The sequence below is a fragment of the Mesotoga sp. UBA5847 genome, from assembly GCF_002432735.1.
Classification (GTDB): domain Bacteria; phylum Thermotogota; class Thermotogae; order Petrotogales; family Kosmotogaceae; genus Mesotoga.
Genome location: NZ_DJGL01000079.1, coordinates 60,979 through 86,421 on the forward strand (window position 1 = coordinate 60,979; position 25,443 = coordinate 86,421).

The window sequence follows — 25,443 nt, forward strand, 5'->3', positions numbered from 1 at the left end:
TCCGCTTCGCGGGCAAAAGAGCTGCTGCACGCTGGAAAGAACCGCTTTGCGCTTAAGAGCGGAGAACCCGCTGATCGCTTTGAAGAGCAGTCCTCCGTTATGAGTCCCAGATCATTCACCCGTCCTACGATAAGATCAATCGAGAAAGCGTGTTGTCGAGACGTTCGCTGCGCTCACGAGAAGGCGAGAGAAAAGCCTGTCACCTCGCGCCAGCGAGCATCACTTCCGCCGATGCTTTTCGGCGCATCACTTCCCCGGATGTTCTTTCTGGCCTCGCCTCCTGTCGAAGGCAGCCTTACGCCTTGTTCCTAGCGATTATTTTACTTCTCTTCTTCGATTCCCAGTTCAGAAAGCGTCTTCCTCAACCATCGAAGAGATTTTTCGATCAGAGGTCCACCGGTCCCCTCACATTCCATGCTAAGAGTCCCACTGTAACCGTGGTCTCTCAACATGGCAATTATCTTTCTGATATTATCCGCATTGACTCCATCACCTATTGCCGAATGGCTTATTCCTATGCCGGTGTCTTTTCCCCTCATGGCATCTGCAAGATCTTTCGAAACATCTTTGATGTGGACATGTTTGACCTTGTCAATGAATCTCCTGCAGAATTCCACCGGATCTTGGCCGGCAATGAAGCTGTTCCCTGTGTCTAAATTCAGACCGAGTCTATCGCTCTTCACGAAGTTAAGCATCTCATCAAGGAGATCGGGGTTCGTAGTGAAGTAACCGTGAACCTCAATGTTGATGTTTATCTCGTAGATCTCTGCAGTCTCGACGATGATACCATACGCCCTTTTCATTAGTTCAAGGGCCTCTTTATCGCTAAACCCTGAGGGTTTCTTCAAACCGTCGGTCGTTGCAATATTGGGGCAGTCGACAAGTTTGGCCCAGGGGATGGACTTGAGAACGTAAGGTACACCGTTGTAAAAGCCTTCATTCCCCGAGAGTGGATACGCAGAATCGATTTGTGAGAAACGCACACCATATTTCTGCATAGTGAGCTTCGTTTTCAGTGGATCCTCCGTGAGCGATATGTGGGGGAAGTATCCAAGACCGTGAATCCACGAGACACCGTCAATGATACCGGGCTCAATAAAGTGAACATCGTTTTTATGAGCCCACTCAAGAGCCTTCTCAAAACTAAATACTGCCGAGTTAAATGCATCAGTATGAAAGCCTATTTTCACAGCAGTTCCTCCTAAGCTATAATGAACGCACGATTTCTTCACGTTCTCTGAAGTATTCAACAGAATCCTTTACCAGCCTGTCCATAACCGATACATCGCAGGGACCGGTAGAGAGAACGTAGGGATCGGGGTATGGACCCAAAGGTTCAAATGTTATGAATCTTCCCTTTTGATTCATACCGACGAGATAAGCCGCCATGATCGCAGTATCGATATCTATTTGCCCCTTACCCGGAGCATCCCTGTTACTGTCGGCTATGTGAAGATTTACGAGCCTTTCACCGCACTTAATGATTGCTTCTCCCACATGCTGTTCTCCGTTAAGCATGTGATATATGTCTCCATTGAGGCAGTTGACCAGTGGATCATCAACCATGTCCAGGTAATCTAGTGCCTCATCAACGGTATGAACCAGACTCACCTCTGCAGATCTTATAGGTTCAATCACCGGCTTCACTCCAGATTCTTTGAAATGGCAAACGCATTGCCTCAATGCTTCTGCACTTCTCTCCATCTCTAACCCGTCAACGGCATCCGGTCTTCCAACGGCGCCAGGGACAACAATAAGATAAGTCCCTCCAAGAAAGGAGATGTAGCTGGAAACTTCGAGAATATAATCTTGTGCTTTCTTCCGAACCTCTTCCAAAGGACTTGAAAGATCTCTCTGGGGCGAGAACATTCCACAGGCACCGGAGACTTTGATCCCCGAGTTTTTGAGCGCTTTTTTCATTGCTTCCTTTGGAATAGATGTATCTCCCTTTATCTCAACATACTCAAATCCGTTTCTTCTGAGTCTTTCAAGAGACTCGTCTATTGGCTCAGTACCGAACATCCAGATACTCCACGAGAGCGACAGCCTTCGTTCGAAGCTTTCCGGCCTTCGCCTTTTCTCTTCAACGAATCTCTTCTTTATCGTTTGGTTTTTCAGAACGAAATTCTGAGGCTTCACGACTTCTCCTCCTTGACAGTTGCCGGCTTTATCTTCTCTTTCTTCCTGTACGAACTTAGGACACTCACGGCAAGAGAGGCGATGATCAAAACACCGAATGTTACGGTCTGGAAGTACGGGTTTACTCTGAGCATGTTTAGGGAATTTGAGATGATTCCCATTAACAATACGCCAAAGAACGTTCCTATTATTCGGCCTTTGCCTCCTGAAAGCGGTGTTCCTCCAATAACTACTGCTCCTATTGCCTTAAGTTCAATTCCGCTGCCGGTAGATGGTTGTGCGGCTCCAATTCTTGATAGAAGAACCATCGATGCTACTCCAATGAACAGACCATTAAGTGCAAATGCTGTCAGCTTTGCTTTGTTCACAGAAATCCCCGATAGGTAAGCTGCCGATTGGTTACTGCCGACAGCGTATGTACGTCTGCCAAGTTTTGTGTATGAGAGCAAGAAGTGCATAACTATGTATGCGGCAATACTGATGAGGAAACTCAGTGGAACGATCTGCCAGAGTCTGAAAGTACCTATGAATTCGAACTGACCGTAGATTGTTTGGAACGTTCCCTTGGTGATCGCGAGAGCAACTCCCTGGAAAACACTGATGAAGGCGAGCGAAGTTATAAATGAAGGCGCTTTGAAAGCTCTAGCGGTGATACCAACAAGAAGACTGTTGAAGACTGCCAAAGCAATTCCCAGAAGGATTGCCAACACATATCCATAACCTGCTTTGATCATCATTGCCATGACCACTGAAGAAAGGCCGATGTTTGCACCTACCGAGATGTCTATCTCGCCAGAGATGATGAGCAAAGTCATCCCGGAAGACACAATACCAAGAACCGCTATCTGCTCGAGAATGTTCATTATGTTGCTTGTTGTAAAGAATCTTGGGTTGACCAATCCGGTTATAACCGCAATAGCAACTTCAGCAACCAAGAGATAGAACCACTGATTCTTCAAGATGGAGCTTCTTCTTCTAGTAAGGGTTCTCTTTCCGTTAGCCGTTGCACCATCCTTACTCATTGTCTTCATTCCCTCCCGCAAACTCTAGACTCCTATGAAACGCTTTATCATATCTTCTTCTTCAATGTCTTTATTCTCTACAATCTCTACCAGTCGCCCATTTCTCATAACCCCGATTCGGTCACTCATCGAAAGCAGTTCAGGCATATCGGATGAGATCATGATTATGCATTTGCCTCGTTCGGCAAGCTCAATTATAAGCTCATAGATCTGCTCTCTTGCTCCGATGTCTACGCCTTTTGTCGGTTCGTCGAATATATAGACATCCGAATCGTCAATCAGCCAGCGACCGATAATAACCTTTTGCTGATTTCCTCCGGAAAGCTCTTCGATCTTTTGCGACTTGTCCTGTGCTGCAACAGAGAGCTTGTTAACAATGTCATCAGTAAGTTTTTCTTCTTCCTTGAGATCGAGAAGAAAGCCCTTGAAATTCTCGCTATGCACAAGAGCCGTATTCTCAACGATATCTCTTCCCCCAAGCATGGCCAGTTTCTTTCTATCCTCAGTAATCAAAGCGATTCCATGTTTGACAGCATCCTGCGGAGACTTTATCTTCAATTTCCTACCCTTTAGAACTATCTCTCCTTCATCGGCCCTGTCCGCTCCAAAGAGAATATTCACCAGTTCACTTCTCCCCGATCCGACCAGTCCCCCAATTCCGAAAACCTCCCCCTTCCTTACTGAGAAACTGACATTGTCGACTACTCCCCAGCTGGTTATGTTTTTCACTTCAAGAGCTACATCGCCAATGTCAACTTTCTTTCTCCTGTAGAACAGAGAGGCATCTCTTCCCACCATTTTCCTGATGATCTCTTCAACGGTTATGCTTTCAATTGAGAAAGTACCCATACTCCTCCCATCCTTAAGGACCGTTACTCTGTCTCCTATTTCGAAGATCTCTTCAAGGTAATGGGATATGTAAACGATACCGATACCGCGATCTCGCAGATTTCTTACAATATCCATGAGAGCCTTCGTTTCGTCCATTCCTAGAGAGCTGGTCGGTTCATCCATTATTAGGACCTTCGCGTCTCTGTAAAGAGCTTTGACAATCTGTAGCATCTGCTTCTGAGAGGCTGAAAGTTCTTCAACCAGAACACTGGTCGGGAGGTGCATCTTCAGAGTCTCTATGATTTCATTCACCTTCTCCGTCTGTCTCTTAGTGTCAACAACAAATGGAAGCCGCCCTGTTAACTCATCGCCGAGATATACATTATCGGAAACGGTAAGAGAGTCTACCAGTTCGGCATCCTGATAGATTGTAGAAATACCCATTTCTATCGACTGGCGCGGAGTTAGGCCCTCAACTTTTTTGCCATCGATCTTGATCAGCCCCGCCTCGGGTGAAATCGCTCCGGAAAGAATCTTGATCAATGTAGATTTTCCGGCCCCATTCTCTCCAACAAGGCAATGGACCTCTCCCGGAAGAAGCTCAAATGATACGTCATCTAGCGCCCTATGATTTCCGTAAATCTTCGTGGCTTTCTCCATTTCGACTATTGGATTTCTCTGCATATCTTCACCCTTATCAAAAGATTATCTAAAAGGGGGGACGAAGAGCTCCGCTCTCATCCCCCCTGGAATCTCGATTCTTTATCAGTAAAGCGAATTGTATTGCGGGAAATACTCTCTTGTCAGATCTATCCAGACTGGATCGACATCCCAGGGAACTACTTTCGTCTTGTCATCTATCGTTTCGGGAGTGATCGGAGTGTTGGGTAGAAGAATCTGCTGATTCAGATCGGTTATGAGTTCCTGAGTGTAAGCATGGAGCGCAAGGAAAGATACGAATCCTTCCCAACCGGGTGAAGTAGAAATTGAGTAATCGATGCTTCCTTCTTTGATAAGCTCAATTCCGTAAGGGGCACCATTTGTTGTGATTACCCTGATCGGGTCATTTAACAAACCTCTTGTCTTCAACATTCTGACAACTGCCGCTGCCATTTCCTCATTGAAGATAAAAAGGTTGGAGAATTCGTAACCGGATTCGATCAAATCCTGGGCCTGATCAACAGCAACAGTCGGAGTGTACTGACCATCTCTGATTGCTACGATCTCGTTCTTTCCCAGTTCTTTAACCTTCGGTTCGAAAGTGTTTCTGAACATCTGAACGGGAACGTGTTCGAAAAGCCCCATGATGCATGCGATATTTTCACCAGGATATTTGTCTGCGATGTAGTTGGCGATATTTACTCCCATTCCCTCCCAGTCAAAGTCAATGCATGCAACGATATCGTCATCTGACTGGAGGACCTGACCAACGTTGTCTGTAACCACCAGAGGTATCCCTGCCTTAGCAGCTTCTCTTGCGGCAATAAAAGCACCATTAGGATTGAAAGAGAAGACACACATACCGTCAACACCCATATTTACCAGAGTGTTGATATTCGTGATCTCTTTCTCTGTATCATAGTCGGAGTTAAGTACGATAACTTCTACCCCGACGAGACTTGCCGCATACTCGAATCCTTCAACGTCCTTTCTGTACCACGTATCGGGTCCCGGAGTTACGTAACCATAGGTAAGTCCTGCAAGAAGCGCTTCTCCTCCAAGAATCACTGCAAGTAGAAGAAGAAGCATTACCGAACGCCTGACATGTCTCATAGCTTTACCTCCTTTTTGGAATAATGAATTGACAAATACTATCAGGGAATGCCCAGAGCAATTATATCAATGACTAGCGTTTTTGAAGAATTCCGCTGATGTCTGCTGTAATTCGACAAAGGACGATTACAGACTTCATTGGACGAATACAGCCAAATATCCTTCTTATCTGAAAAATTATGAGTTCACCATAAGTTATTCTTTGCTTTGGGCAATAAATTATTCTTGATTGCTTCTTCGGGCTGCCAAGAGGCAGACTCTCATTCTACAGTGATATACCTGTCTTGATCCTTCACTTCAAGTAAGAGGCGGACGGAAGCGGAGATTCAGCCTTTGAACTCTAGCTGGTGAGGCTCGTGCCTTGTTCACTCATAACACTTGTTCAAAGCCGGAGCAATAACTTAGGGGGAAGAAGGATGGAAAGATTTGTCAAGGTTACGGGAGGGAGATTATGGTATGAAGTCAAAGGCAAAGATCTGAAGGCATCCCTTTGCTAACGATTCATGGCGGCCCCGGTGTTCCTCACAACTATCTGGAGACACTCGAGATTCTGGAAGACGAAAGACCCGTGGTATTCTACGATCAGCTCGGTTGCGGGAAATCTGAGAGACCTTCAGATACCTCTCTGTGGAGAATCGAGCGGTTTGTCGAGGAGATAGAGCTTTTCAGAAGTGAGCTAACCTACCCGGAAAGTCACCTGCTAGGGCAGTCCTGGGGGACAATTCTTGCCTGCGAATACGCTCTGAAATATCCGCAGACGGTCAGAAGCATGGTTCTCTCCGGACCGGCAATGAGTATTTCAAGATTCGAAAGTGATGCTAGAGGGCTAATGGAAACGCTTTCAGTTGAATCAAAAGAGGCTATTAACAGAGCAGAGAAAAGCGGCAACTTCAACCGAGAAGATTATCAGGAAGCAGTATCGGAGTTCTACGGCAAGTTCGTTTGCAGAATGGAACCCTGGTCCGAATGCATTAATGAGTAGTCGCAGGCATGGGTGAGAAAGTATACAATTATTATGTACGGGCCGAGCGAATTCACAGTAACCGGTGTTATGAAGGGTTACGACTGCAGTTCGCGGCTCGGCGAAATCGGCTGTCCCGTTCTACTGACCTGCGGAGAATACGACGAGGCGACACCCGAGGCAACCGCTTTCTACAGAGAGAAGTTTCCGAACGCTATTATGAGAGTCTTTGAAGAGTCTTCTCATGAACACCATCTCGAAAAAGCCGCTCGAATATATCCAGCAAGTTAGGCAGTTCCTGACACGCGCTGACCAGAACCCTTAACGAAACCAGCCTTCAAAATTGTCACCGCTCTTTTGAGATTGCAGTAGTACAGCCGGAAGGTTCAGTTTTACGGAATCGCAGGTTTGTAGATAATCAGTTCTGTGCCGGCCGGGATACTCCGAACTCTTGTGAGGTCGGGGTTGTATTTCATAATCTCAGAGGTATCGATACGGTACATTTCGGATATCGACCTCAACGTTTCGTTCCACCCTATAGTATGGATAAAGCCCGTCCCCACCGACCAGTTGTTATCTACGGATGCGCTAACGACAAATCTTCCAAGCACATGATCGATGATCACTTCGGAGACCTCGAGCATGACATCCCTAACCACCGGTCTTCTCTCAAACATGCTGTACCCACCGCCACCGCCGGCCCGATAGCTGCTCATAACTACTTCGTACTTTTCATCCATATCGACAGGCTTTCCCTGATACCTGATACTAAGTACTCTCTCACCAACCGGTCTATCCACAGCAATTATGTATTCTATTCCTTCCCACATATCATAATCTTGACTCGTTAGCTTTGGAGTCAACCAACTTTCTGAGATGGATATCTTGTTGTCAGTACAAGTGAAGTATTCTGCGCTCCTTTCCAGGGCGGCTTTGATGTCTGAACCGGATACCTGAATAACCTTCAAAGTGCTTGACATGGGGTAGATCGAGATAAGATCCCGAATTGTTATTGGCCCTGTCTTCCAGCCTGTAATTTCGTCTGTACAAATGGCGGCACACGAGATCGTTGCACCGGTCGCTTCCATCTGAACTCTGTTTATGAACTGAGCAAGAGGATTATCCTTCATCTTAGCTTCAAGCGGATCTTCTATGAAGAAATCTCCAATAGAAAACCCGACCGGTCTTTCAAGCCATTTCTGGACTCTTGTTTCGAAGTCCTTCAAAGCTCCAACGACATAGTCGTCAGGATCATATGAAGCCACAGACACCTGCTCGACCGACTTTTCAACGATCTGCCAGCCGTCTTCTATTTTCTCCAGCTTCAAGTCAACCTTGCCGACAAACCTTCCGAGACTGGACGGTTGAGAGACAACTACTCCGTCTATTATCTCGGCGATAGTCCTATGTTGATGCCCCGTAAGAAGCACATCAATACCCTCGATTGTCTTTACAAGTTCAAAACCCACATTCTCGTCCGTAAGCTCCTCGGTTGGTTCTCCCGTTGTGAGATCTCTTTCAAAGCCTCCGTGATAAGCAACTATAAGTACATCGACTTCATCTCTGAGTTTAGGAACAAGTTCTTCTGCAACGTTCACAGGATTCAGGAATGCAAGCCCGGCGATATGTTCCGGATCCTCCCATCTTGGGATAAGGTTTGTGGTTAGGCCGAGAATCGCAATTCTTACATTCTCGCCTTGTTCTCCAAGAGTTATTATCGAATACGGCTGAAACACATATTCAGCAGAGTCGTCGAAGATAATGTTCGCTGAGAGAAAGGGAAACTCTGCCGAGACCATCGCGTCCTCAAGAGTCCGTGGGCCGTAGCTGAATTCGCAATTTCCTATCGTAGAGGATGTCAAATCGATCAAGTTCATAGCCCTTATAACAGGATTGATACCTGAGTTGTCGATCTTCGCAAAGAAGTACGAAAACGGCGTTCCCTGGATCAGATCACCTGTATCTATAACAAGTGTGTGTGGATTGGTATGTCTGATTTGACTGACGAAAGAAGAGATCCTTGCCAGACCTGCGTCCAAAGAATCACCCGTCACATAATCGACAGGAAAAACGTTCCCATGTATGTCGCTTGTATGGAGAATTGTAAGATGAAAATCCGAAGCAAATGAAAGTACAAGAGAAGAGATAATGAAAAACGAAGCAAGGAGCCTTCGCACCTAAACCCCTCCTTTAGCCTCACGCCTCAAATTGTGCAGCGAGAAAAGAAAGCGGGATGACAGGCATCCCGCAGAGTTCTATCTCTCTTCGAGCTTCGAATCAATCATGAAGATTCCATTCGCGTGGTCTCCGACCATTCTCAGCCTCTTAACTATGTTCCTGAACGTCTTCTCCTCTTCAACCTGTTCAGTGACATACCACTGCAGAAAGTCGTTAGTCGCGTAATCCCCTTCTTCATCGGAAATCGTGACGAGATTGTTGATCCTTGAAGTGATGTATTTCTCATGTTCGAGTCCTTTTTCGAACACATCTAAAATCGACTTGTAGTTAATGGTCGGTTTCTCAATGCCGGGAATCTCGACGGTTGCATCGACATCTTGTAAGTAATTGACTAGTTTCATTGCATGTTCTTCTTCCTCTTTGGCCTGCTTCCACATGAAGTTCTCCGTACCGAAGTATCCGTTCTTGTGTGCCCACGCGGCCATTCCCATGTAGATAAACGCAGACTCGAATTCAGCCTTTATTTGAGCGTTGATCTCCTTTTCCATTCTTGCCGTTATCATAGTTAGCCTCCTTCTCCATTCTGTTTAAACGTCAACAGTTCCTTCATGATATTTTACCACCGCGAAGAGAACTCTCAAAGTATCTTAACGAGTTGGAACCAGCAGTTCACTCTCTGAGCTGTTCTAATAGACTTATACGAAGCAGCCTATTCTTAGTTATTTGCAGCCTTTCGATTTGGAATGGCAATCTCATAAATGTATAATCTCTACATAAGGACGGCCAATTTCTCAACAAAGGGGGTAATAACAGTGAGGAAGATCTTCTTGTTTTTCTCAGTGCTGCTGATTGCAGCGGCGCTGATGGCGGCACCACTGAAAGTTGCTTTTGTCTACGTAGCACCGGTCGGCGACGGTGGTTGGAGCACCATGCACAATGAAGGTAGGCTTCATCTCGAGAGAGTTTTCGGGGATCAGATAGTAACTGATTTTATTGAAAGCGTTCCCGAAGGTGGAGAAGCCGAAACGGTGTTCAAAGGATATGCTCAAAGAGGTTATGATTTGATCTTCGGAACCAGTTTTGGCTACATGGACCCTATGGTAAAAGTATCTCAGTCTTTCCCCAACTCAATCTTCATGCACTGTTCGGGTTATATGACCACTGACAATCTCGGCACATATTTCGGAAGGATGTACGAACCGAGGTTCCTTAGCGGTCTAATCGCAGGGGCAATGACCAAGAGCAACATCATTGGCTACGTTGCTGCCTACCCGATTCCGGAGGTTATTCGAGGAATCAACGCTTTTGCAATGGGCGTTCAGTACGTGAATCCGGATGCAAAGGTTCACGTGGTCTGGTCGAATACTTGGTTTGACCCAGCAAGAGAGAAGGAGGCTGCGGAGTCCCTACTCGATATCGGTGCAGATGTCATAACACAGCATCAAGACTCTCCTGCCCCACAGCAGGCGGCAGAAGATAGAGGCGCGCTTTCAATAGGATACAACAGCGACATGACCGCCTTCGCTCCAAACGCATTCCTCGCAGCCCCTGTATGGAACTGGGGTCCTTTCTACGAGTACGTAGTGAGAAGAGTTATGGACGGTACCTGGACCAATGAGCAGTATTGGGGCGGTATTAAGGACGGAGTAGTCGATATCTTCGTTGGCGACCTAGTACCCCAAGGAGTAGCAAAGCTTGTGATGTCGATGAGAGAGGCGATAATCGAGGGTATTATGCACCCGTTTGACGGACCGGTGTATGACCAGTCTGGAACACTGAGATACGGCAAGGGCGAGAGGCCATCGGATAGTGATCTTCTCAGTATGGACTGGTTTATCAATAACGTTGTAGGTAAAATACAGTGAAAACACTGAGGGGCCTTCTGGCCCCTCAATTTCTTTCTTTGGAGTGATATTTCTTGGCTGATCTTTCAGTTCTCGAAATGAGAAACATCACTAAAGCCTTTCCAGGAATTCTTGCAAACGATAACATTTCGTTCGATCTCCGAAAGGGAGAAGTGCACGCTCTACTTGGAGAAAACGGAGCAGGCAAGACGACCTTAATGAATATCCTTTTCGGAATTTACAAGCCCGATGGTGGAGAGATTCTCGTTGAGGGAGACAGGGCGTCGATCTCTTCACCTCATAATGCGCTGAAGCAGGGAATAGGAATGGTGCAGCAGCATTTTACTGTAGTTCCCTCCTTCACGGTTGCCGAGAATGTTGTTCTCGGCTTGAAAGACATGGGCTTTTTTGTAAAGACAAAATCAGTTGAATCGAGCATAAAGAATCTGGGAGAAAGCTATGGCCTACCCGTGAATCCAAAGGCAAGGGTCTGGACTCTCTCGGTCGGAGAGAAACAGCGAATCGAGATTCTAAAGTTGCTTTATACCGGCGCGAAAGTCATCATTCTTGACGAGCCAACGGCAGTCCTTACTCCTCAAGAGACTGAAGTCTTGTTCAAAGCAATAAGAAAGCTCGTGAGTGAAGGCTCTTCAGTGATCTTCATAAGTCACAAACTTGACGAGGTTCTCCAAATAAGCGACAGGGTTACGGTATTGAGAGGTGGCAGGGTTGTTGGAACTGAAGAGAGAAGTTCAATTGATAGAAGATCTCTCGTAAGAATGATGGTTGGAAGAGACGTTTTGCTGGACTTCGAGAAATCAACAAAGGAACCTGGTACTACTGTTCTGGAAGTTGAAGACTTGACCGTGAAAAATGACAAGAATCTTGAAGCGGTGAAGAGCTTGAGTCTGAACATCCGCTCTGGTGAAATACTAGGCATCGCAGGGGTCGCGGGTAATGGGCAAAGAGAGCTTGCAGAAGCCATTTATGGCCTTAGAAAACCTGTTCACGGTACGATTCGCTTGAACAGCAAGACTCTTCGTCACACCGATGTCGCTCAAAGAATTCGGGCAGGCGTGGCATTTGTTCCCCAGGACAGGAGAGCTCTGGCTACATGTCCCTCGCTGTCAATTACTGAGAACATGTTTATGAAGAACGCCCACACGAAGTACATTCCTCAGTCTCCGTTCAACGTAGATTTTCGTGCAATGCAGAAGGCTACGGAGCGACTCGTAAGCGAGTATTCGATTTCAACTCCGTCGACCAAGACTCAGGCAAGATTTCTTTCCGGAGGAAATCTTCAAAAACTCGTACTCGCGAGAGAGCTGTCAACTAAGCCAACTGTAATCATTGCAGAGCATCCTACAAGAGGTTTAGACGTGGGAGCAATGGAGTTTGTCTATAAATCCCTTCTTGCTCATAAGGATCGAGGAGCGGCTATCCTGCTTCTAGCCGGGGAACTCTACGAGATATTCAGGCTTTCAGATAGAGTTGCTGTGATGTATGAGGGTCAGATAATGGGGTACACACCTCCTGATCCAAAGTATACAGAGGAAATTGGTTTCATGATGGCCGGTTCAAAACAGGAGGAGATCGCGTGAAGTTGAGAATAGAAAAGAGACTCGCCGTTCCCAGATACTCCTCTATCCTTGTACCAATACTCTCAGTGGCCGCTGCGTTGCTGCTGATGGGAATCATTCTGTTGATCTTCTTCTACGGCCGACTTGGAACCTTGTCTCTTGCATTCAAAGAGACGTTTGAAGCATACAGGGAAATGTTGACTTGGCCCTTTGCGAACAGATACGGGATATTCAGTACACTAATGAGGATGGTCCCGCTGGCTTTCGTTGGGCTCGGCCTTTCATTTGCATACAGAATGAAGATATGGAACATAGGAGGTGAAGGCCAGCTCTATATGGGAGCATTGGCCGCTACCTGGGGAGCTCTCTACTTATTCAAAGATGTCACTTCGCCAGTACTTATGATTCTCCTCATTTCAGTTCTAGGAGCGGCAGCGGGTGGCATTTGGGCCTTAATCCCTGCATTAATGAAGGCATTTGCAAAGACCGACGAGATAGTGGTAACTCTCATGCTCAACTATGTCGCAATATTCTGGGTAGATTATCTTGTATACGGACCGTGGAAAGACCCCAAGGGCTACGGGTTCCCCGGGACGGCCCCTTTTCCTCAGCAGGCAAGACTTCCGACTCTCTTCGGCGGCGAATTTCACATTGGCTTTTTCCTGGCAGTCGTGTTGGCGTTCATTCTCTTCTATGTGTACAGAAGGACAAGGTGGGGAATGAACTCAAAAATCGTTGGAGACAATGCTCAAGCTGCCAGATACTCGGGAATCAGCATAATAAAGTACACGATCATTGCGCTCGTTGTTAGCGGAGCGATAGCGGGCTTGGGTGGAGCCATACAAATGATGGGAGTGCAACACAGACTGCAACACGGCTTCTCTCCAGGATACGGATACACTGCGATCATTGTAGCCTGGCTGGCCAAGCTGAACCCGATTGCAATTCTGCTTGTCGCATTTCTCTTCGGAGGGCTACTCGTAGGAAATGATCAGCTTCAGATGTTCTATAAGCTGCCGATGGCTCTCATATCGGTATTTCAGGGGCTGGTACTCTTCAGCCTTCTCGGAGGAGAGGCTATTGCCAAATATAGATTGAGGGTATCGAGAGAGGAGGCAGTTACGAATGAATAATATCGAGTCTTTCATTCTCTCGACACTCAGCGCTACAGTCAGAGCGGGAACTCCTCTACTGTTCGCAGTTCTCGGCACGATCTTCACTGAAAGATCGGGAGTAATGAATCTCGGATTAGAGGGTCTCATGCTGGTCGGAGCTATTGGAGGCTTCGTCGCCTCATATCAGACTTCAAACCTTCTACTTGCTATACTCGTCGCAATGCTTGCAGGAGCCGTTCTCGGCCTTGTTCATGCCTTCTTCACAGTAACTCTCAGAGTGAACCAGATCGTCAGCGGGCTCGCCATAACTATGCTGGGAACCGGTCTAAGCGGTTTGTGGGGAAGAGACTACATCGGGGTAATCGCAAAGCGTTTTCAGCCTATAAGAATTCCTGTATTATCGGATATTCCATATTTGGGCCAGATTCTTTTCAGTCACGACCTTCTTGTCTACATAAGTTTTCTGCTTGTTCCCGTCATGTGGTTCTTCATTTACAAGACACGACCCGGACTGACCCTAAGAGCAGTAGGCGAATCTCCCGAAGCCGCAGATGCTAAAGGTATAAATGTATTCGCAGTCAGATACATCTACACTATTCTGGGAGGTTCAATTACAGCAATAGGCGGAGCTTATCTCTCGTTGGCCTATAACTCGATGTGGATCGAAAACATGACGGCCGGCAGGGGGTGGATAGCCATAGCTCTTGTGCTATTCGCAACCTGGGATCCTGTGAAGGCCTTGATAGGTGCATATCTCTTCGGAGGAATAACTGCCCTTGGATTGAGATTACAAGCAGTAGGAGCTCACGTCTCACCCGACTTTCTCAAGATGCTTCCATATTTGCTCACAATTGTCGTTCTCTTTTTCACTTCGACAGATACGCTGAAGAGAAAGGTTGGTGCACCGGCATCACTGGGAGTACCATATTCAAGAGAAGAGAGAACCTAAAGGAAACAATACTTTCGTCTTTACTGTTGATCCGTAACATTGTTTTGTGGTATAAATTTCCTATCAAAGATTTTCGGAGGTTCAAAGTGATGACTCGAGCAGCATTCATAAGTTTTGCATACGCTTATTGGTTTAGGAGGAACGTCCTTTCTTCGGACTCCTCCGGTGTGTGCTTGAGTTAAAATACACTAGAGAGTATAAAAAGAGAGGACGTTGAGAAGCGTCCTCTCTTTTTATTTTAGGAGGGATGTAGAATGAAGCGGGTTCTTGTATGTGTATTACTACTTATTGGAGTTCTTGGTTTGTCAACGCAGACAGTCGGAATTACTTCGATCGTCGAACACCCAGCGCTAGATGCAGTTAGAGACGGAATTATCGATGTACTTGAAGAGAATGGTTTCAAGGATGGAGAGAGTATCGTGATCGATTTTCAGAACGCCCAGGGATCGGTATCAACCGCAGTAACAATAGCAAAACAGTTTGTTTCTCTGAACCCTGCAGTGATGGTTGGAATTGCCACTCCCTCGGCACAGGCGCTGGTGAATGCCTCGAAGACAATTCCAATAGTCTTCAGTGCCGTCACCGACCCAGTTAGTGCCAGTCTAGTTCCTTCATTTGGCAAAAACCCGGGAAATGTAGTTGGAATCAGCGATATGACGCCAGTCAAGACTCAGCTCCAGCTTCTCAAACTGACTCTGCCACAAGTTGAGACGATAGGGATTATCTACAATTCAGGAGAGGCAAACTCTGTAACGATAAGAGAATTTGCGAAAGAGGCTTGTGACGCTCTGGGAATGAGGTTAGTCGATATTACCGGTTCCACAACAGTTGAAATGGTCACCTCTCTTAACGCTCAGATCAAAGATGTTGATGCTATCTACATCGGTACCGACAACACCGCAGCCTCGAGCATCCAGTCGATTTCCAAAGTCGCCCTAAGAGAGAAGATAGCGATAGTCGCGGCTGACATTGACATCGCAAGATCGGGCGGGTTAATCGGTTTCGGATTCAATTACTACCAAATAGGAAGAGCTACTGGAGAACTGGTCGTCCAAATACTGAAGGGCGCTTCCCCTTCGGAACTCGAAACAAAGATCCTTGGTCAGGATTCATTAATCCTTTTCGTAAACACTGACATTGCAGAAGAAATCGGTATTGAGATACCACAGTCTGTTCTTGATCTCGCAAACATCGTTGTAACTAATGGTGTAGAGACGGAAAGGTAAGTCTATGGCGATTCTGGAACAGGGATTGATAATAGGCCTTATGGCCCTGGGAGTTTATATATCTTTCAGAATAGTTGATCTTCCTGACCTTACGACAGATGGATCCTTTGCCCTGGGAGCAGCGGTTGCGGTAAGGGCTCTGGTTTCCGGATTTCCTGCCTGGTTGGCGATAATGCTTGCGGCCGCCACGGGTGCTCTTGCTGGCAGCATAACCGGAACAATCCATAGAAAGCTCAAGATCAACGTTCTATTAGCCGGAATTTTAGTCATGACAATGCTTTACTCAGTAAATCTCAGGGTAATGGGCGGGCCCAATCTCCCTGTTCCTCGAGTCGTTCCTGAAAGGAGCACTCAAAGTTTTGAAGAGATGAGCGGCGGAACTGGTCTTGATGGCCTTTTTGGAGAGCTCGAGATCAATACTGAAAAACGCACAACAAAGACTACTGTTGTTGCAAAGAACATCTTCAACAACGATCTCGACGGATCCGACTTATTGCTCATAGTTCTCATAATTTCTGCTGTGGTTGTAGTTCTTTCGATTGTGCTGAAATCTGATCCTGGGATGACCCTAAGAGCTTTTGGAAGTAATCCCTCGGGGGTGGTTTCTTTCGGTATCTCTCAGAATCTTCTCGCTATTGCGGGGCTTACCGTTGCGAACTGCATTATCGGGCTGAGCGGCGGTCTATTCGCGCTCTACAGCGGCTTCTCTGATGCCACAATCGGTCAGGGAATGGTCGTAACTGGACTTGCATCGGTAATAATGGGCGAGATACTTCTGGGTAGAGTTAAGCTCTTCTATGGTCTTCTCTCACCGATAGTGGGGGGTGTTATTTATCAGACGCTTCTCTCTCTGGCAATGAGATATGGGTACAGAATCGGTTTTCTTGCAAGCGATATGAAACTACTCACAGCAGTCTTTATTATTACTGTAATTGGATTGAGGCAGCTTTCTACTAGCGGAGGAAAACGAAAGGTTAAACAGGAGGTGAAGAGGTTATGGTCGAATTCAAAGATTTGACGGTCGTATACAATGAGGGGATGGAAAACGAAAGAGTTGCCCTAAGAAATGTTAGTCTGACAATCCCCGAAGGGCAATTTGTCACCATAGTCGGACCCAATGGAGCAGGCAAGTCAACACTTCTCAAAGTAATTCTTGGTGAGGTTCAGCCCACATCGGGTTTATATATAATCGACGACAAGACGATGAATTGCATGAAGCCTCACAGACTTGCTGAGTTCATCGGAAGAGTCTATCAAGACCCAAATACGGGAATATTTCCGGCTCTTACAATAGCCGAGAACCTGATAATTGCATCGAAGAAAGGCAACAGGCCCTTCAGGTTCAGTTCTGTCAAAGAAGAGGCGATAACTCTTCTTAGGGATCTCGGGCTTGGACTGGAAGACAGGATGAGAACGAAAGCGGGAGAGCTCTCCGGAGGGCAAAAACAGTCTCTGGCTATGGTAATGGCCATCTTGTCGAAGCCCAGGCTGCTGCTTCTTGACGAACACACGGCTGCACTTGATCCAGATAGCGCCTCAAGAGTAATGGAACTGACAGCCAGAATCAACAGAGAGTACGAAATAACTATAATCATGATAACTCACAACATGGAAATCGCCAACTCTTACGGAGAAAGGTTGATGAGATTGATCGATGGTGAAGTTGCAAACGATGGAATAAGAGAGATAATGTCCAGAGCGACTTCAGTTATGTGTTGAGCGGCTCTCGACTCCACCTGTGAAGAGACTCTTCAAGGTGAGCCAGTACGGACCTTTCACATAACCGCTCAAATAATTGATCAACAGTTTACCAGCCGTTTTTCCCTTAAGAAGATCTAGTTTCTCATCAAGATTCGCGTTGAACCTCTTCCTGAAGGCGTCTGCGATCTGCAGATGCCTCGCGATAGGGAAAAGCCTTTCCAGGTATCTTTCGTTTGCGGTCTTTCCCTTGTAACCATCTTCAACAATAGATAGGGCCGCCTGCCTTCCTGAATCAAGTGCAAAGTCAATCCCGGCACCTATCCAGTTATCGATAAGACCTGCGCTATCGCCCGCAAATAACAGACCTCTTTCCAGGTTGTTCAGTTTCAGCACTACCTCACTGTCGAATGTAGGAATAGGAGTTCCCGAAAGTTCAATTTCCTCATCAAAGACTCTCTTAATCAGTGTGCTCATTTCTTCATAGGAAGAGACATTTTCACAATCAGGATAAATTCCCCCGCCTACTGAATCATACGACTCGCCAGGAAAACTCCAAAGATAACCGTTGGGGACAAACGTTATGGAGGCATTACCCGTTGGAGAGCTGTATCCGTGATATATGACACTGTAACAAGGAGGTTCCTTACCGACTAACTTTGCCCCGAAAACACCTGCGGAGATTATCACGTAATCCGAACTCAACTCTCTGCCGTCTGTCATTATCACAAAGGCTTCTTTGACTCTCTTGACTTCTAGCACTCTCGAGACAACGAGCCGTCCGTCTCTCTCTAGAATAGATTGCAGAAGGGACTGGTCAAACTCCTTCCTATCGACCTTATTAAAGATAGGCCTCTTCGAAACCAAGGACACTATGTATTTGAAACTTCCTTCCGACAGAGCATTGACCGATAACTCGCGGGTTTCAAAACCCTGGATCTCCACATCCGGAAATACCTGCCTAAGGATTTTCAGTGCTCTTGGCGTCAGCCCGCCACCGCAACCCTTTTCTCTCGGAAAAGTCCGGGAGTCCACAAGGACGAAATCAACGCCCTCTCTCAGCAAAACTCTTGATGCGGCCAAGCCCGCAGGACCAGCTCCAATGACAACAACCTTGCTATGCATCCTTTACCACCGCCTTGAGTCTAATGATGAGTAGCACCACAACGATCTCGAGGAAGATTAGAAACATGATGAAGAGAACGCCTGCCATCATGCCGAATTGATGCCCGAGAAAACCGACGAAGAAATTGGAGATAGCTCCACCTATTGAAGCTGCAACAGTAAACATCCCAATGGCAAAACCTATCCCGTCTTTCATGGTGGATATGAGAATCGCCTGAAGCGTAGGGAATGTTCCCGAAAAACCAAACCCGGCGAAGACCACGGCAATACCGATGGTAACTGGAGAACTAAGCAGTAATGCTGCTCCAAAGGAGACAAATGCAATGCTCACCATAAACAAGAGCGATAACTCGTAACCCAGTCGATCAACGAAAAAGCCTGCAAGCAATCTACCAATGAATATCCCTGTCCAGAGCAGTGCGGGAAAGACACTGGCATATCTCATCTCAATGCCCTTCGTCTCAAAAACAAAACTTGAAAGCCACGACGTAAAACCAATTTCATAACCTACATACAGGAGCACTCCGGCGAGTATTAGCCAGAAGACCTTCTTGGAGAACACTTCCTTCTTGAAGTGGGTTGCCTTCTGATTACTGCCGACAAAAGGAATTCTGAAGAGTAACGGAGCAAAAGCTACAAGAAATGCGCCACCGAAAAGAGCAACGAAGAATGGCTTCCACCAAGAATTATAATCAACAAGAAAAGCTGCAACAATCAATGGCGATATGATCGAACCTAGCGCAAATAGCGAGTGCATCAGATTCAATGCTCCGCCCGGTTTTCTGTAGTTCATTCCGGAAACGCCAATTCCAATCGACGTCTCCATCGTTCCTGTTCCGAAGCTTAGAGCCATACTCCCCAGAAGCAGCAGCCAGAATGACCTCCCGATCGAGAGAACTGTCAAGCCACCTGTAATGATTACTATCCCGCCGGCAAGCAACTTGAATGGACCGAACTTGTTTGAAAAAGCGCTAACAAATACCGCCGACAACATGAAAGCAAGAGTAGGAAGTGAAAGAAGTACTCCTGCTATCTGATGATCAATCCCAAAACTCTTCTCGATTGCCGGCAGCGCACTACCCAGTATTATCGATGTAAATCCAAAGAGAAAAAAACCACATGACGAAATAAGGCTGAAAGCTTTCTTCGTGTCCATGAGAGAATTCTATCACGATGAACGGATTGTTTGAACTAAAGGGAAACTCAAAAAAAGCGCAGCCCGTAAGCTGCGCTTTTGAGGTTTTTTCTTCACATGAAGAACGGAGTTACCGGGAAGAGTGAACCAAACACCAGAGAAACAACAGACATCAGCTTGATAAGAATATCCATCGACGGGCCAACTGTATCCTTGAGAGGATCTCCCACCGTATCGCCAACGACAGCCGCTTCGTGTGTTGGAGTACCTTTTCCGCCGAACTCTCCCGTTTCAATGTACTTCTTTGCGTTATCCCAGGCTCCGCCGGCGTTTGCGCTAAATATTGCGATCATGATAGCGCTTGACAGTCCTCCCATCAACAGCCCTGCCACGGCAGATCGGCCAAAGAGAAAGCCGACAATGAATGGAGAAGCGATTGCAACTATTCCTGGGGTAAGCATTCTGCTTACGGCACCTTTGGTTGTTATCTCAATGCATCTCTTATAGTCAGGCACCGCCTCGCCCGTTCTGATGCCAGGAATTTCTTTGAACTGTCTCCTGATCTCAACAATCATAAGGTTTGCGGTATCGGCCACACCCTTGATCAATAGAGATGTGAAGAAGAAGGGCAACATACCTCCAATCAAAATCCCAATTAGAGTGTATGGCTCAACCAGGTTGATCACCGGATTGTTCACAATCTCGTCGGCAGTTCCCGCCGTACCCCAAATATACGATACTATGAGGGCAAGGGCGGCAAAAGCCGCTGAACCAATGGCGAATCCCTTTCCGATTGCCGCTGTCGTATTTCCGACAGAGTCGAGCCTGTCGGTGAGCTTTCTTACCTTAGGATCGAGTTTGGCCATCTGAGCTATTCCACCTGCGTTGTCTGCAACAGGACCATAAGAGTCGACAGAGACGATGTATCCAACAAAAGAAAGCATCCCAAGGGCTGCGATAGCTATTCCGTAAACTCCTGCAGACCAGTAAGCGGCAAGAATTGCAATTGCAAGTGTTATTACCGGCCAAATGGTACTTCCCATTCCAAGAGCAAGACCGCCAGTGATATTTATGGCCACTCCGCTCTGGGTATCCTTTGCAAGCTTTCTAGTCGGCTTATATTCATCCGATGTATAGTATTCACTCAGCTTCGAAATGATTATTCCCGCGATGAGTCCGGCTGCTATTGCAAAAAAGAGTCTCCATCTGGAAACAAACTCAGGATTGATGATGAAGCTGTCCTTAAAGGCATAGTCCGGCGCCGCTACTCCAATCACTATGGCCACGGAGCCCAGAACAAGAGCCCCTGTAAAGAGGTTTCCAAAGCTCAAGCTCTTCTGAGCATCTTTGGTCTTCATATTCGCGACCACAAGCACGCCTATCAAAGAGGATAGTACGCCCGCGGCGGCTATTAGAACAGGCAAGATTATCAGGCCGTAATACTGTGCTTCGGTCATCGTCCCGTGATCCGCGAACTTCATGAAGATCGCCAGAACGATCGCTGAGACTATCGAAGCAACATAAGACTCAAGAATATCCGCACCGAGACCGGCGACATCTCCCACGTTGTCTCCAACGTTATCGGCAATGGTAGCCGGATTTCTTGGATCGTCTTCTTCTATCTGCTCTTCGATTTTCCCCACGAGATCGGCACTCATGTCGGCGGCTTTCGTATACATTCCTCCGCCGACCCTATCGAACAAAGCTATGAGACTGGCTCCTAGAGAGTAAGAGCTAATGATCATGATTCCATCAATATAGGATATCCTGCCGAAAGCTCTGGAGATATCCGTGATGTTCTCAAAAACAAACGAGCTCTTGAAAACAAGCATAACAAGTGCCAGACCGGTAAGTGAGAAACCGGCCACAGCAAGCCCCATAACAGACCCGCTTGAGAAGGCAACTTTGAAAGCGTTCGCTAGACCATGCTCCGCTCCCGCTGCAACTCTCGCATTTGCTCTTGTTGCAGCGTACATCCCAATAACTCCGGCCAGCTCAGAGACGAGCGCGCCAAAGAGCAGCACAACTGGATACTTGAACGACTGGAAGATAATCCCTAGAACTGCGGCCAGTACAATAGCCACAAGGAATATCTTTCTTGCTTCTTCTTCAAGGAATGCAGAGGCACCTTCCTGAACATACTTAGAAAGCTCTTTCATCCTATCATTACCTTGCGAAAAGCTCAGAGTCTTTCGCAACATAATGAAGGCAAAAACGGTTGAGATAATCCCTGCTACAAGTGGAAAGTACAATGAGTTCATTCGTTCTCCCTCCTAGTTGCTACTTTATTGGAACACATTTGACTTAGAAATCCCAACTTACATCCCAACGCTCGAAACAGTCTTTAGGCAACTTTTCCACGAAATCATGTCCGCTTCTGAAGACGTATCTGTTTCCTATCATAGGCCTTGATCTACCACCCTTCTGTTTGAGAATGTAAAGGTAATCCTTTGCTCTTGTAACGGCCACATAAAAAATTCTTTCTTCTTCGCTCAGAGAACCTTCTAGTATCGCCATTGAATTCGGCAGATCACCCGGATTCACGGCCAAAATGAAAACTACGTCCCACTCCAACCCCTTCGCCTGATGCACAGTTGAAAGCACAACCGCCGGTTGTTTTTCAGCAGACTCCCGTTCAATATCGATCTTCTCGCTAACGGCAAGATCCTCAAGAAGATCGGAAATCGACCTGTAGCGACCGGCAATCTCAATAAGCCTCTCAACATCCATCCTTCTTTCTCTCGCGTCCGGGAATTTGTCATCTAGATAGGCACCGTAGAAAACCTCATAAAAACGCCTTACAATCTCCGAAGGAGGTTCTTTTTCATCGAGATCACTGAAAAGGGCAGCCAACTTGTCAAGTTTCACCCTGTTGCTTACATGCGACCCAATTACATCAACCGGTTTGTGACCGTCATTAACTGCTGCGGTTATTCCCTGAATTATTCTAAGAGACGTTGCGCTTCCTACACCGGGAAACAGCCTCAAAGTTCTTCCCCAGGATATTTGATCCAGCGGGTTTTCGATAACCTTCAGTATTGCAAGTATATCTTTAACGTGAGCGGTTTCGGTGAATCTGGGACCCGAGTAAAGGGTGAAATTCATCTTTCTCTTGTCCATCTCCATCTGGAGCTCGAGAGAATGATAGTGTGAACGGTATAGAACGGCTATCTTATCGGGGTTTATACCATCGTCTACGTGTTCCTGGATCTTCTGAGCGACAAAAGAAGCTTCTTCCAGATTGTCCCAGGTCTCTGCAACGACCGGAATCGGTCCGTTCATTCTAACCGCCCGAAGTTGCTTTTCAATGGAGTCTTCGGGAACAATGGAGTTAACTAAATCGACAATCTGTGGGGTTGATCGGTAATTAGTCTGAATCTTAAAGATCTTTGCATCTTTGGTAGCAAGAAAATCATAGACGTTTTCGAACCTTGCTCCCCTGAATGAATATATCGACTGGGCATCGTCTCCGACAACTATCAGGTTTCCGTGAATGGAAGACAACATTTCGACGAGCCTGAACTGCAAAACATTGGTATCCTGAAACTCGTCAACAAGAACCCATCTGAAGCGCTCGGCCTCTTTTCGAAGAATCACGGGATTTTCATTGAACATCTTGAGAGCCTTCAACAGCAGATCGTCATAGTCAACACAGTTCTGAAGTGTCTTTTCTTGAACATACCTCTTCCAGATCTCTTCAATCTCGTCATATGAACCGAGAAACTTCCGATTCTGCCTCGCAATCGACTCTCTCAAAGACGAAAGCACGTTTACCGAATAAGAATAGATGCTTTGAAGAACTCCTGCTGAAGGTAGAGTCGAACTGTTGATACCTTCTCTTTCTTCAAGCAACTCCGCCCTACAATGCTTAATGAGATCTTTCGAATCCTCTCTGTCAAGGATAGTGAAATTCTCTTTCAACTCGGCTGCCTTCGAGTATTTTCTCAAGAAGTAATTGCACACGTGGTGGAATGTTCCTGAAAGCATTCCCTGGAGGCTTGATCCGCTGGTTCGCCTGGCCCTATCGATCATCTCTCTGGAAGCGGCCCTTGTGAATGTGACGAGAAGAATATTCTGCGGGCTCACCGAATTCGATACTAGATGCGCGATCTTATACGTAATCACACGGGTCTTTCCTGAACCCGGCCCCGCCACTATCAGTGAACGGCCGTTTGATTGGACGACAGCTTTCAGCTGTTCCTCGTCTAGTCCTTCGCTAAGAAATTCGGGAATCTCTGAACTTTTGAGAGTATATTTCTTCATCGACCACAGCGGCCCCCTTCTGCTAAGATTTTACCATAACGATGAAATCGCTTCACTGAGACTCTTTCGATACCCTGGAGGTAACAATGAATGAAGAAAGCGGTGGAATGAAGCAGATAGTTGTCTCTCTCTTGCTGTTGCTCTGTGTGTTTCTGATAGGAATCTTTGGATACTCAATAATCGAAGGATACCATCCTATCGATTCCTTTTTCATGGTAATGATCACGATCTCAACAGTTGGTTACAGCACCCCTACTGACCTGACTGAAGCCGGGAAGGTGTTCACCAGTATAATTATACTTGCGAGCATCACCATCGTGTTTACGCAGTTTCAAACATAACGGCTTTTCTTGTAGAAGGAAGAGTCAATAAGCTTATCAGGAGGAGAAGGATATTGAAAACAATACAAAAACTGGAAAACCATTTTATTGTAATCGGAGCTGGCGACCTGGGATCAACAATTGCAAATGAGATATCTAAGAGAAACTATGACGTGGTGATTGTTGAGAAGAGAGAAGAAAGGCTCCGTGATCTGACTAAGAAAGAGGGAGGAAAGCTAATATTCATCTCCGGAGATGCCACAGAGGAAGAGACCTTGAAAAGCGCAGGCGTTGACAAGGCACAAGGTTTGCTCGCATGTCTTCCGGACGACGTAGACAACATCTTCGTAGTTCTAACGGCTAGAGGAATGAACAAAAACATGAAGATAATTTCCAAGGTAACCCATGGTGAGAACATCAACAAGTTGAGTTATGCGGGAGCAGACAAAGTAATTCCCATCCAGGAGATTGGAGCGCACAGAATGGTTGCAATGATGCTAAACCCAACGATCACTGGCTTTCTGGATAGTATCTCGCAATCAGGTTCACTGCAGTTGCGTTTTGAAGAAGTCAGAGTGCCGGAAAGCTTCCCCGAAAAAGGGCAGACATTGGAAGCGCTTAGAATACCACAGAAGATAGGCTTGATTATAATTGCAACAGTTACGGGCGGAGTTAGCAAGTTCAATCCAAGTGCTTCGACAGTAGTTAAGCCCGGTGACAGCCTTATGGTCCTCGGAGGGCATGAGCAAGTACTTAAGCTCCAAAGTTTCCTGAAGGGCGATCTAGAGGGCTGATTGCTCAGTGAGCCAATGTGATAGATCTCAAGGAATCAATGGCGCCTTATGAAAAGCGCCCGGCTTATAGAGATCTCCTATCTCTTATAAGATGAAATCATTTTCAGTCATTAGAGCAATTCAAAATAGGAGGAATCGGAATGGCAGACAAAGCGGTACAATATTCGGCAAAAGGCATAGACTTCGCACCGGGAATAGCGGGATTCTCTGCGAAGGCAGTAGAGATCAACTCCCCGTTCTCAGGAAGACCCGAGGCTCACAAGTATCAGCATGACCTATATGTAGTGATTTCGGGAACTGCGAAGGTCAAAACTGGAGTGCTCAACGGTGACATAAAAGAAATCTCCGATGGCGAGTTCAGGAGTGAAGAAATGATTGTCGAAGAAGAACACATTCTCCAAATAGGCGATTCACTGCTGATTCCTACCGGGGTAGGCCACTCGCTAATCGTCGAATCCGGGACCTATTCGCAGTGGGTCTTCAAGATTGA

The 25,443-nt window shown here is 46.5% G+C and carries 23 protein-coding genes; 12 read left to right on the forward strand and 11 right to left on the reverse strand.

Annotated elements, in window-relative coordinates; translation table 11 throughout:
* Positions 1-320: 320 nt before the first annotated feature.
* From B3K91_RS09690 to B3K91_RS09710, 5 genes are all read right to left on the reverse strand, one after another.
* Positions 321-1,190, reverse strand: a complete 870-nt coding sequence (locus tag B3K91_RS09690) for a sugar phosphate isomerase/epimerase family protein (RefSeq protein ID WP_292589961.1) — start codon at positions 1,188-1,190, stop codon at positions 321-323.
* A 16-nt stretch (positions 1,191-1,206) separates the two neighbouring features.
* The gene (locus B3K91_RS09695; RefSeq protein WP_292589960.1) at positions 1,207-2,139 is read right to left on the reverse strand and encodes a sugar phosphate isomerase/epimerase family protein; all 933 of its coding nucleotides are present in this window, start codon (positions 2,137-2,139) and stop codon (positions 1,207-1,209) included.
* A complete protein-coding gene (locus tag B3K91_RS09700) occupies positions 2,136-3,170 on the reverse strand; it encodes an ABC transporter permease (RefSeq protein WP_292592048.1) in 1,035 nt (344 codons plus the stop codon). The genes B3K91_RS09695 and B3K91_RS09700 overlap by 4 nt, the downstream gene beginning before the upstream one ends.
* Positions 3,171-3,185: 15 nt before the next feature.
* Positions 3,186-4,676 (reverse strand): sugar ABC transporter ATP-binding protein, encoded by a 1,491-nt coding sequence (locus B3K91_RS09705; protein WP_214060526.1) that lies wholly within the window; start codon positions 4,674-4,676, stop codon positions 3,186-3,188.
* Positions 4,677-4,757: 81 nt separating this feature from the next.
* Positions 4,758-5,765, reverse strand: coding sequence for a sugar ABC transporter substrate-binding protein (locus tag B3K91_RS09710; protein ID WP_214060527.1), 1,008 nt, complete (start codon positions 5,763-5,765; stop codon positions 4,758-4,760).
* A gap of 490 nt (positions 5,766-6,255) precedes the next feature.
* On the opposite strand from B3K91_RS09710, the gene B3K91_RS09715 reads away from it, so the two are divergent.
* Together B3K91_RS09715 and B3K91_RS09720 are read left to right on the forward strand one after the other, a co-directional pair.
* Positions 6,256-6,747, forward strand: coding sequence for a proline iminopeptidase-family hydrolase (locus tag B3K91_RS09715; protein WP_292592046.1), 492 nt, complete (start codon positions 6,256-6,258; stop codon positions 6,745-6,747).
* A 12-nt stretch (positions 6,748-6,759) separates the two neighbouring features.
* The gene (locus B3K91_RS09720) at positions 6,760-7,017 is read left to right on the forward strand and encodes a hypothetical protein (RefSeq protein ID WP_292589954.1); all 258 of its coding nucleotides are present in this window, start codon (positions 6,760-6,762) and stop codon (positions 7,015-7,017) included.
* A gap of 101 nt (positions 7,018-7,118) precedes the next feature.
* On the opposite strand, the gene B3K91_RS09725 is transcribed toward B3K91_RS09720, so the two are convergent.
* Together B3K91_RS09725 and B3K91_RS09730 are read right to left on the reverse strand one after the other, a co-directional pair.
* On the reverse strand, positions 7,119-8,903 hold the full coding sequence (locus tag B3K91_RS09725) for a 5'-nucleotidase C-terminal domain-containing protein (protein WP_214078679.1): 1,785 nt from the start codon (positions 8,901-8,903) through the stop codon (positions 7,119-7,121).
* Positions 8,904-8,981: 78 nt separating this feature from the next.
* Entirely contained in the window at positions 8,982-9,467 is a 486-nt protein-coding gene (locus tag B3K91_RS09730) for a ferritin (RefSeq protein ID WP_214060745.1), read from the reverse strand.
* A gap of 249 nt (positions 9,468-9,716) precedes the next feature.
* Between B3K91_RS09730 and B3K91_RS09735 the strand changes: the two genes are divergently transcribed.
* From B3K91_RS09735 to B3K91_RS09765, 7 genes are all read left to right on the forward strand, one after another.
* Positions 9,717-10,769: a BMP family ABC transporter substrate-binding protein gene (locus B3K91_RS09735; protein ID WP_292589951.1), complete on the forward strand. Its 1,053-nt coding sequence runs from the start codon at positions 9,717-9,719 to the stop codon at positions 10,767-10,769.
* A 53-nt stretch (positions 10,770-10,822) separates the two neighbouring features.
* Entirely contained in the window at positions 10,823-12,349 is a 1,527-nt protein-coding gene (locus B3K91_RS09740; protein WP_214060694.1) for an ABC transporter ATP-binding protein, read from the forward strand.
* Positions 12,346-13,461 (forward strand): ABC transporter permease, encoded by a 1,116-nt coding sequence (locus B3K91_RS09745; RefSeq protein WP_292589948.1) that lies wholly within the window; start codon positions 12,346-12,348, stop codon positions 13,459-13,461. Before B3K91_RS09740 ends, B3K91_RS09745 begins: the two co-directional genes overlap by 4 nt.
* Positions 13,454-14,392 carry an ABC transporter permease gene (locus tag B3K91_RS09750; protein ID WP_214078682.1) on the forward strand — a complete coding sequence of 313 codons (939 nt, stop codon included), beginning with the start codon at positions 13,454-13,456 and terminating at the stop codon, positions 14,390-14,392. The genes B3K91_RS09745 and B3K91_RS09750 overlap by 8 nt, the downstream gene beginning before the upstream one ends.
* Positions 14,393-14,646: 254 nt before the next feature.
* Positions 14,647-15,618 (forward strand): ABC transporter substrate-binding protein, encoded by a 972-nt coding sequence (locus tag B3K91_RS09755; RefSeq protein WP_214060697.1) that lies wholly within the window; start codon positions 14,647-14,649, stop codon positions 15,616-15,618.
* A 4-nt stretch (positions 15,619-15,622) separates the two neighbouring features.
* Complete coding sequence (locus B3K91_RS09760; protein ID WP_214078684.1) at positions 15,623-16,636, forward strand: ABC transporter permease; 1,014 nt, start codon at positions 15,623-15,625, stop codon at positions 16,634-16,636.
* Entirely contained in the window at positions 16,615-17,337 is a 723-nt protein-coding gene (locus B3K91_RS09765; RefSeq protein WP_292592045.1) for an ABC transporter ATP-binding protein, read from the forward strand. The genes B3K91_RS09760 and B3K91_RS09765 overlap by 22 nt, the downstream gene beginning before the upstream one ends.
* On the opposite strand, the gene B3K91_RS09770 is transcribed toward B3K91_RS09765, so the two are convergent.
* From B3K91_RS09770 to B3K91_RS09785, 4 genes are all read right to left on the reverse strand, one after another.
* A complete protein-coding gene (locus B3K91_RS09770) occupies positions 17,323-18,441 on the reverse strand; it encodes an FAD-dependent monooxygenase (RefSeq protein ID WP_292592043.1) in 1,119 nt (372 codons plus the stop codon). The two genes, B3K91_RS09765 and B3K91_RS09770, sit on opposite strands and share 15 nt — an antisense overlap.
* Positions 18,434-19,597: an MFS transporter gene (locus tag B3K91_RS09775; RefSeq protein WP_099830712.1), complete on the reverse strand. Its 1,164-nt coding sequence runs from the start codon at positions 19,595-19,597 to the stop codon at positions 18,434-18,436. The genes B3K91_RS09770 and B3K91_RS09775 overlap by 8 nt, the downstream gene beginning before the upstream one ends.
* Positions 19,598-19,689: 92 nt before the next feature.
* Positions 19,690-21,837 (reverse strand): sodium-translocating pyrophosphatase, encoded by a 2,148-nt coding sequence (locus B3K91_RS09780; RefSeq protein ID WP_099830711.1) that lies wholly within the window; start codon positions 21,835-21,837, stop codon positions 19,690-19,692.
* 43 nt (positions 21,838-21,880) lie between these two features.
* Positions 21,881-23,839: an ATP-dependent helicase gene (locus B3K91_RS09785; RefSeq protein ID WP_099830710.1), complete on the reverse strand. Its 1,959-nt coding sequence runs from the start codon at positions 23,837-23,839 to the stop codon at positions 21,881-21,883.
* 86 nt (positions 23,840-23,925) lie between these two features.
* Between B3K91_RS09785 and B3K91_RS09790 the strand changes: the two genes are divergently transcribed.
* From B3K91_RS09790 to B3K91_RS09800, 3 genes are all read left to right on the forward strand, one after another.
* Complete coding sequence (locus B3K91_RS09790) at positions 23,926-24,180, forward strand: ion channel (RefSeq protein ID WP_292594939.1); 255 nt, start codon at positions 23,926-23,928, stop codon at positions 24,178-24,180.
* Positions 24,181-24,233: 53 nt separating this feature from the next.
* A complete protein-coding gene (locus B3K91_RS09795) occupies positions 24,234-24,953 on the forward strand; it encodes a potassium channel family protein (protein ID WP_292594942.1) in 720 nt (239 codons plus the stop codon).
* Positions 24,954-25,093: 140 nt separating this feature from the next.
* The coding region (locus tag B3K91_RS09800) for a hypothetical protein (RefSeq protein ID WP_292594945.1) at positions 25,094-25,443 on the forward strand (350 nt) is incomplete at its 3' end.

Bases quoted from the DNA above. Each gene is read 5' to 3' on its own strand.
- B3K91_RS09750 (WP_214078682.1), top strand. From the start codon at position 13,454: ATGAATAATATCGAGTCTTTCATTCTCTCGACACTCAGCGCTACAGTC.
- B3K91_RS09705 (WP_214060526.1), bottom strand. From the start codon at position 4,676: ATGCAGAGAAATCCAATAGTCGAAATGGAGAAAGCCACGAAGATTTAC.
- B3K91_RS09785 (WP_099830710.1), bottom strand. From the start codon at position 23,839: ATGAAGAAATATACTCTCAAAAGTTCAGAGATTCCCGAATTTCTTAGC.
- B3K91_RS09770 (WP_292592043.1), bottom strand. From the start codon at position 18,441: ATGCATAGCAAGGTTGTTGTCATTGGAGCTGGTCCTGCGGGCTTGGCC.
- B3K91_RS09760 (WP_214078684.1), top strand. From the start codon at position 15,623: ATGGCGATTCTGGAACAGGGATTGATAATAGGCCTTATGGCCCTGGGA.
- B3K91_RS09700 (WP_292592048.1), bottom strand. From the start codon at position 3,170: ATGAAGACAATGAGTAAGGATGGTGCAACGGCTAACGGAAAGAGAACC.
- B3K91_RS09790 (WP_292594939.1), top strand. From the start codon at position 23,926: ATGAATGAAGAAAGCGGTGGAATGAAGCAGATAGTTGTCTCTCTCTTG.
- B3K91_RS09730 (WP_214060745.1), bottom strand. From the start codon at position 9,467: ATGATAACGGCAAGAATGGAAAAGGAGATCAACGCTCAAATAAAGGCT.
- B3K91_RS09775 (WP_099830712.1), bottom strand. From the start codon at position 19,597: ATGGACACGAAGAAAGCTTTCAGCCTTATTTCGTCATGTGGTTTTTTT.
- B3K91_RS09755 (WP_214060697.1), top strand. From the start codon at position 14,647: ATGAAGCGGGTTCTTGTATGTGTATTACTACTTATTGGAGTTCTTGGT.
- B3K91_RS09710 (WP_214060527.1), bottom strand. From the start codon at position 5,765: ATGAGACATGTCAGGCGTTCGGTAATGCTTCTTCTTCTACTTGCAGTG.
- B3K91_RS09780 (WP_099830711.1), bottom strand. From the start codon at position 21,837: ATGAACTCATTGTACTTTCCACTTGTAGCAGGGATTATCTCAACCGTT.
- B3K91_RS09765 (WP_292592045.1), top strand. From the start codon at position 16,615: ATGGTCGAATTCAAAGATTTGACGGTCGTATACAATGAGGGGATGGAA.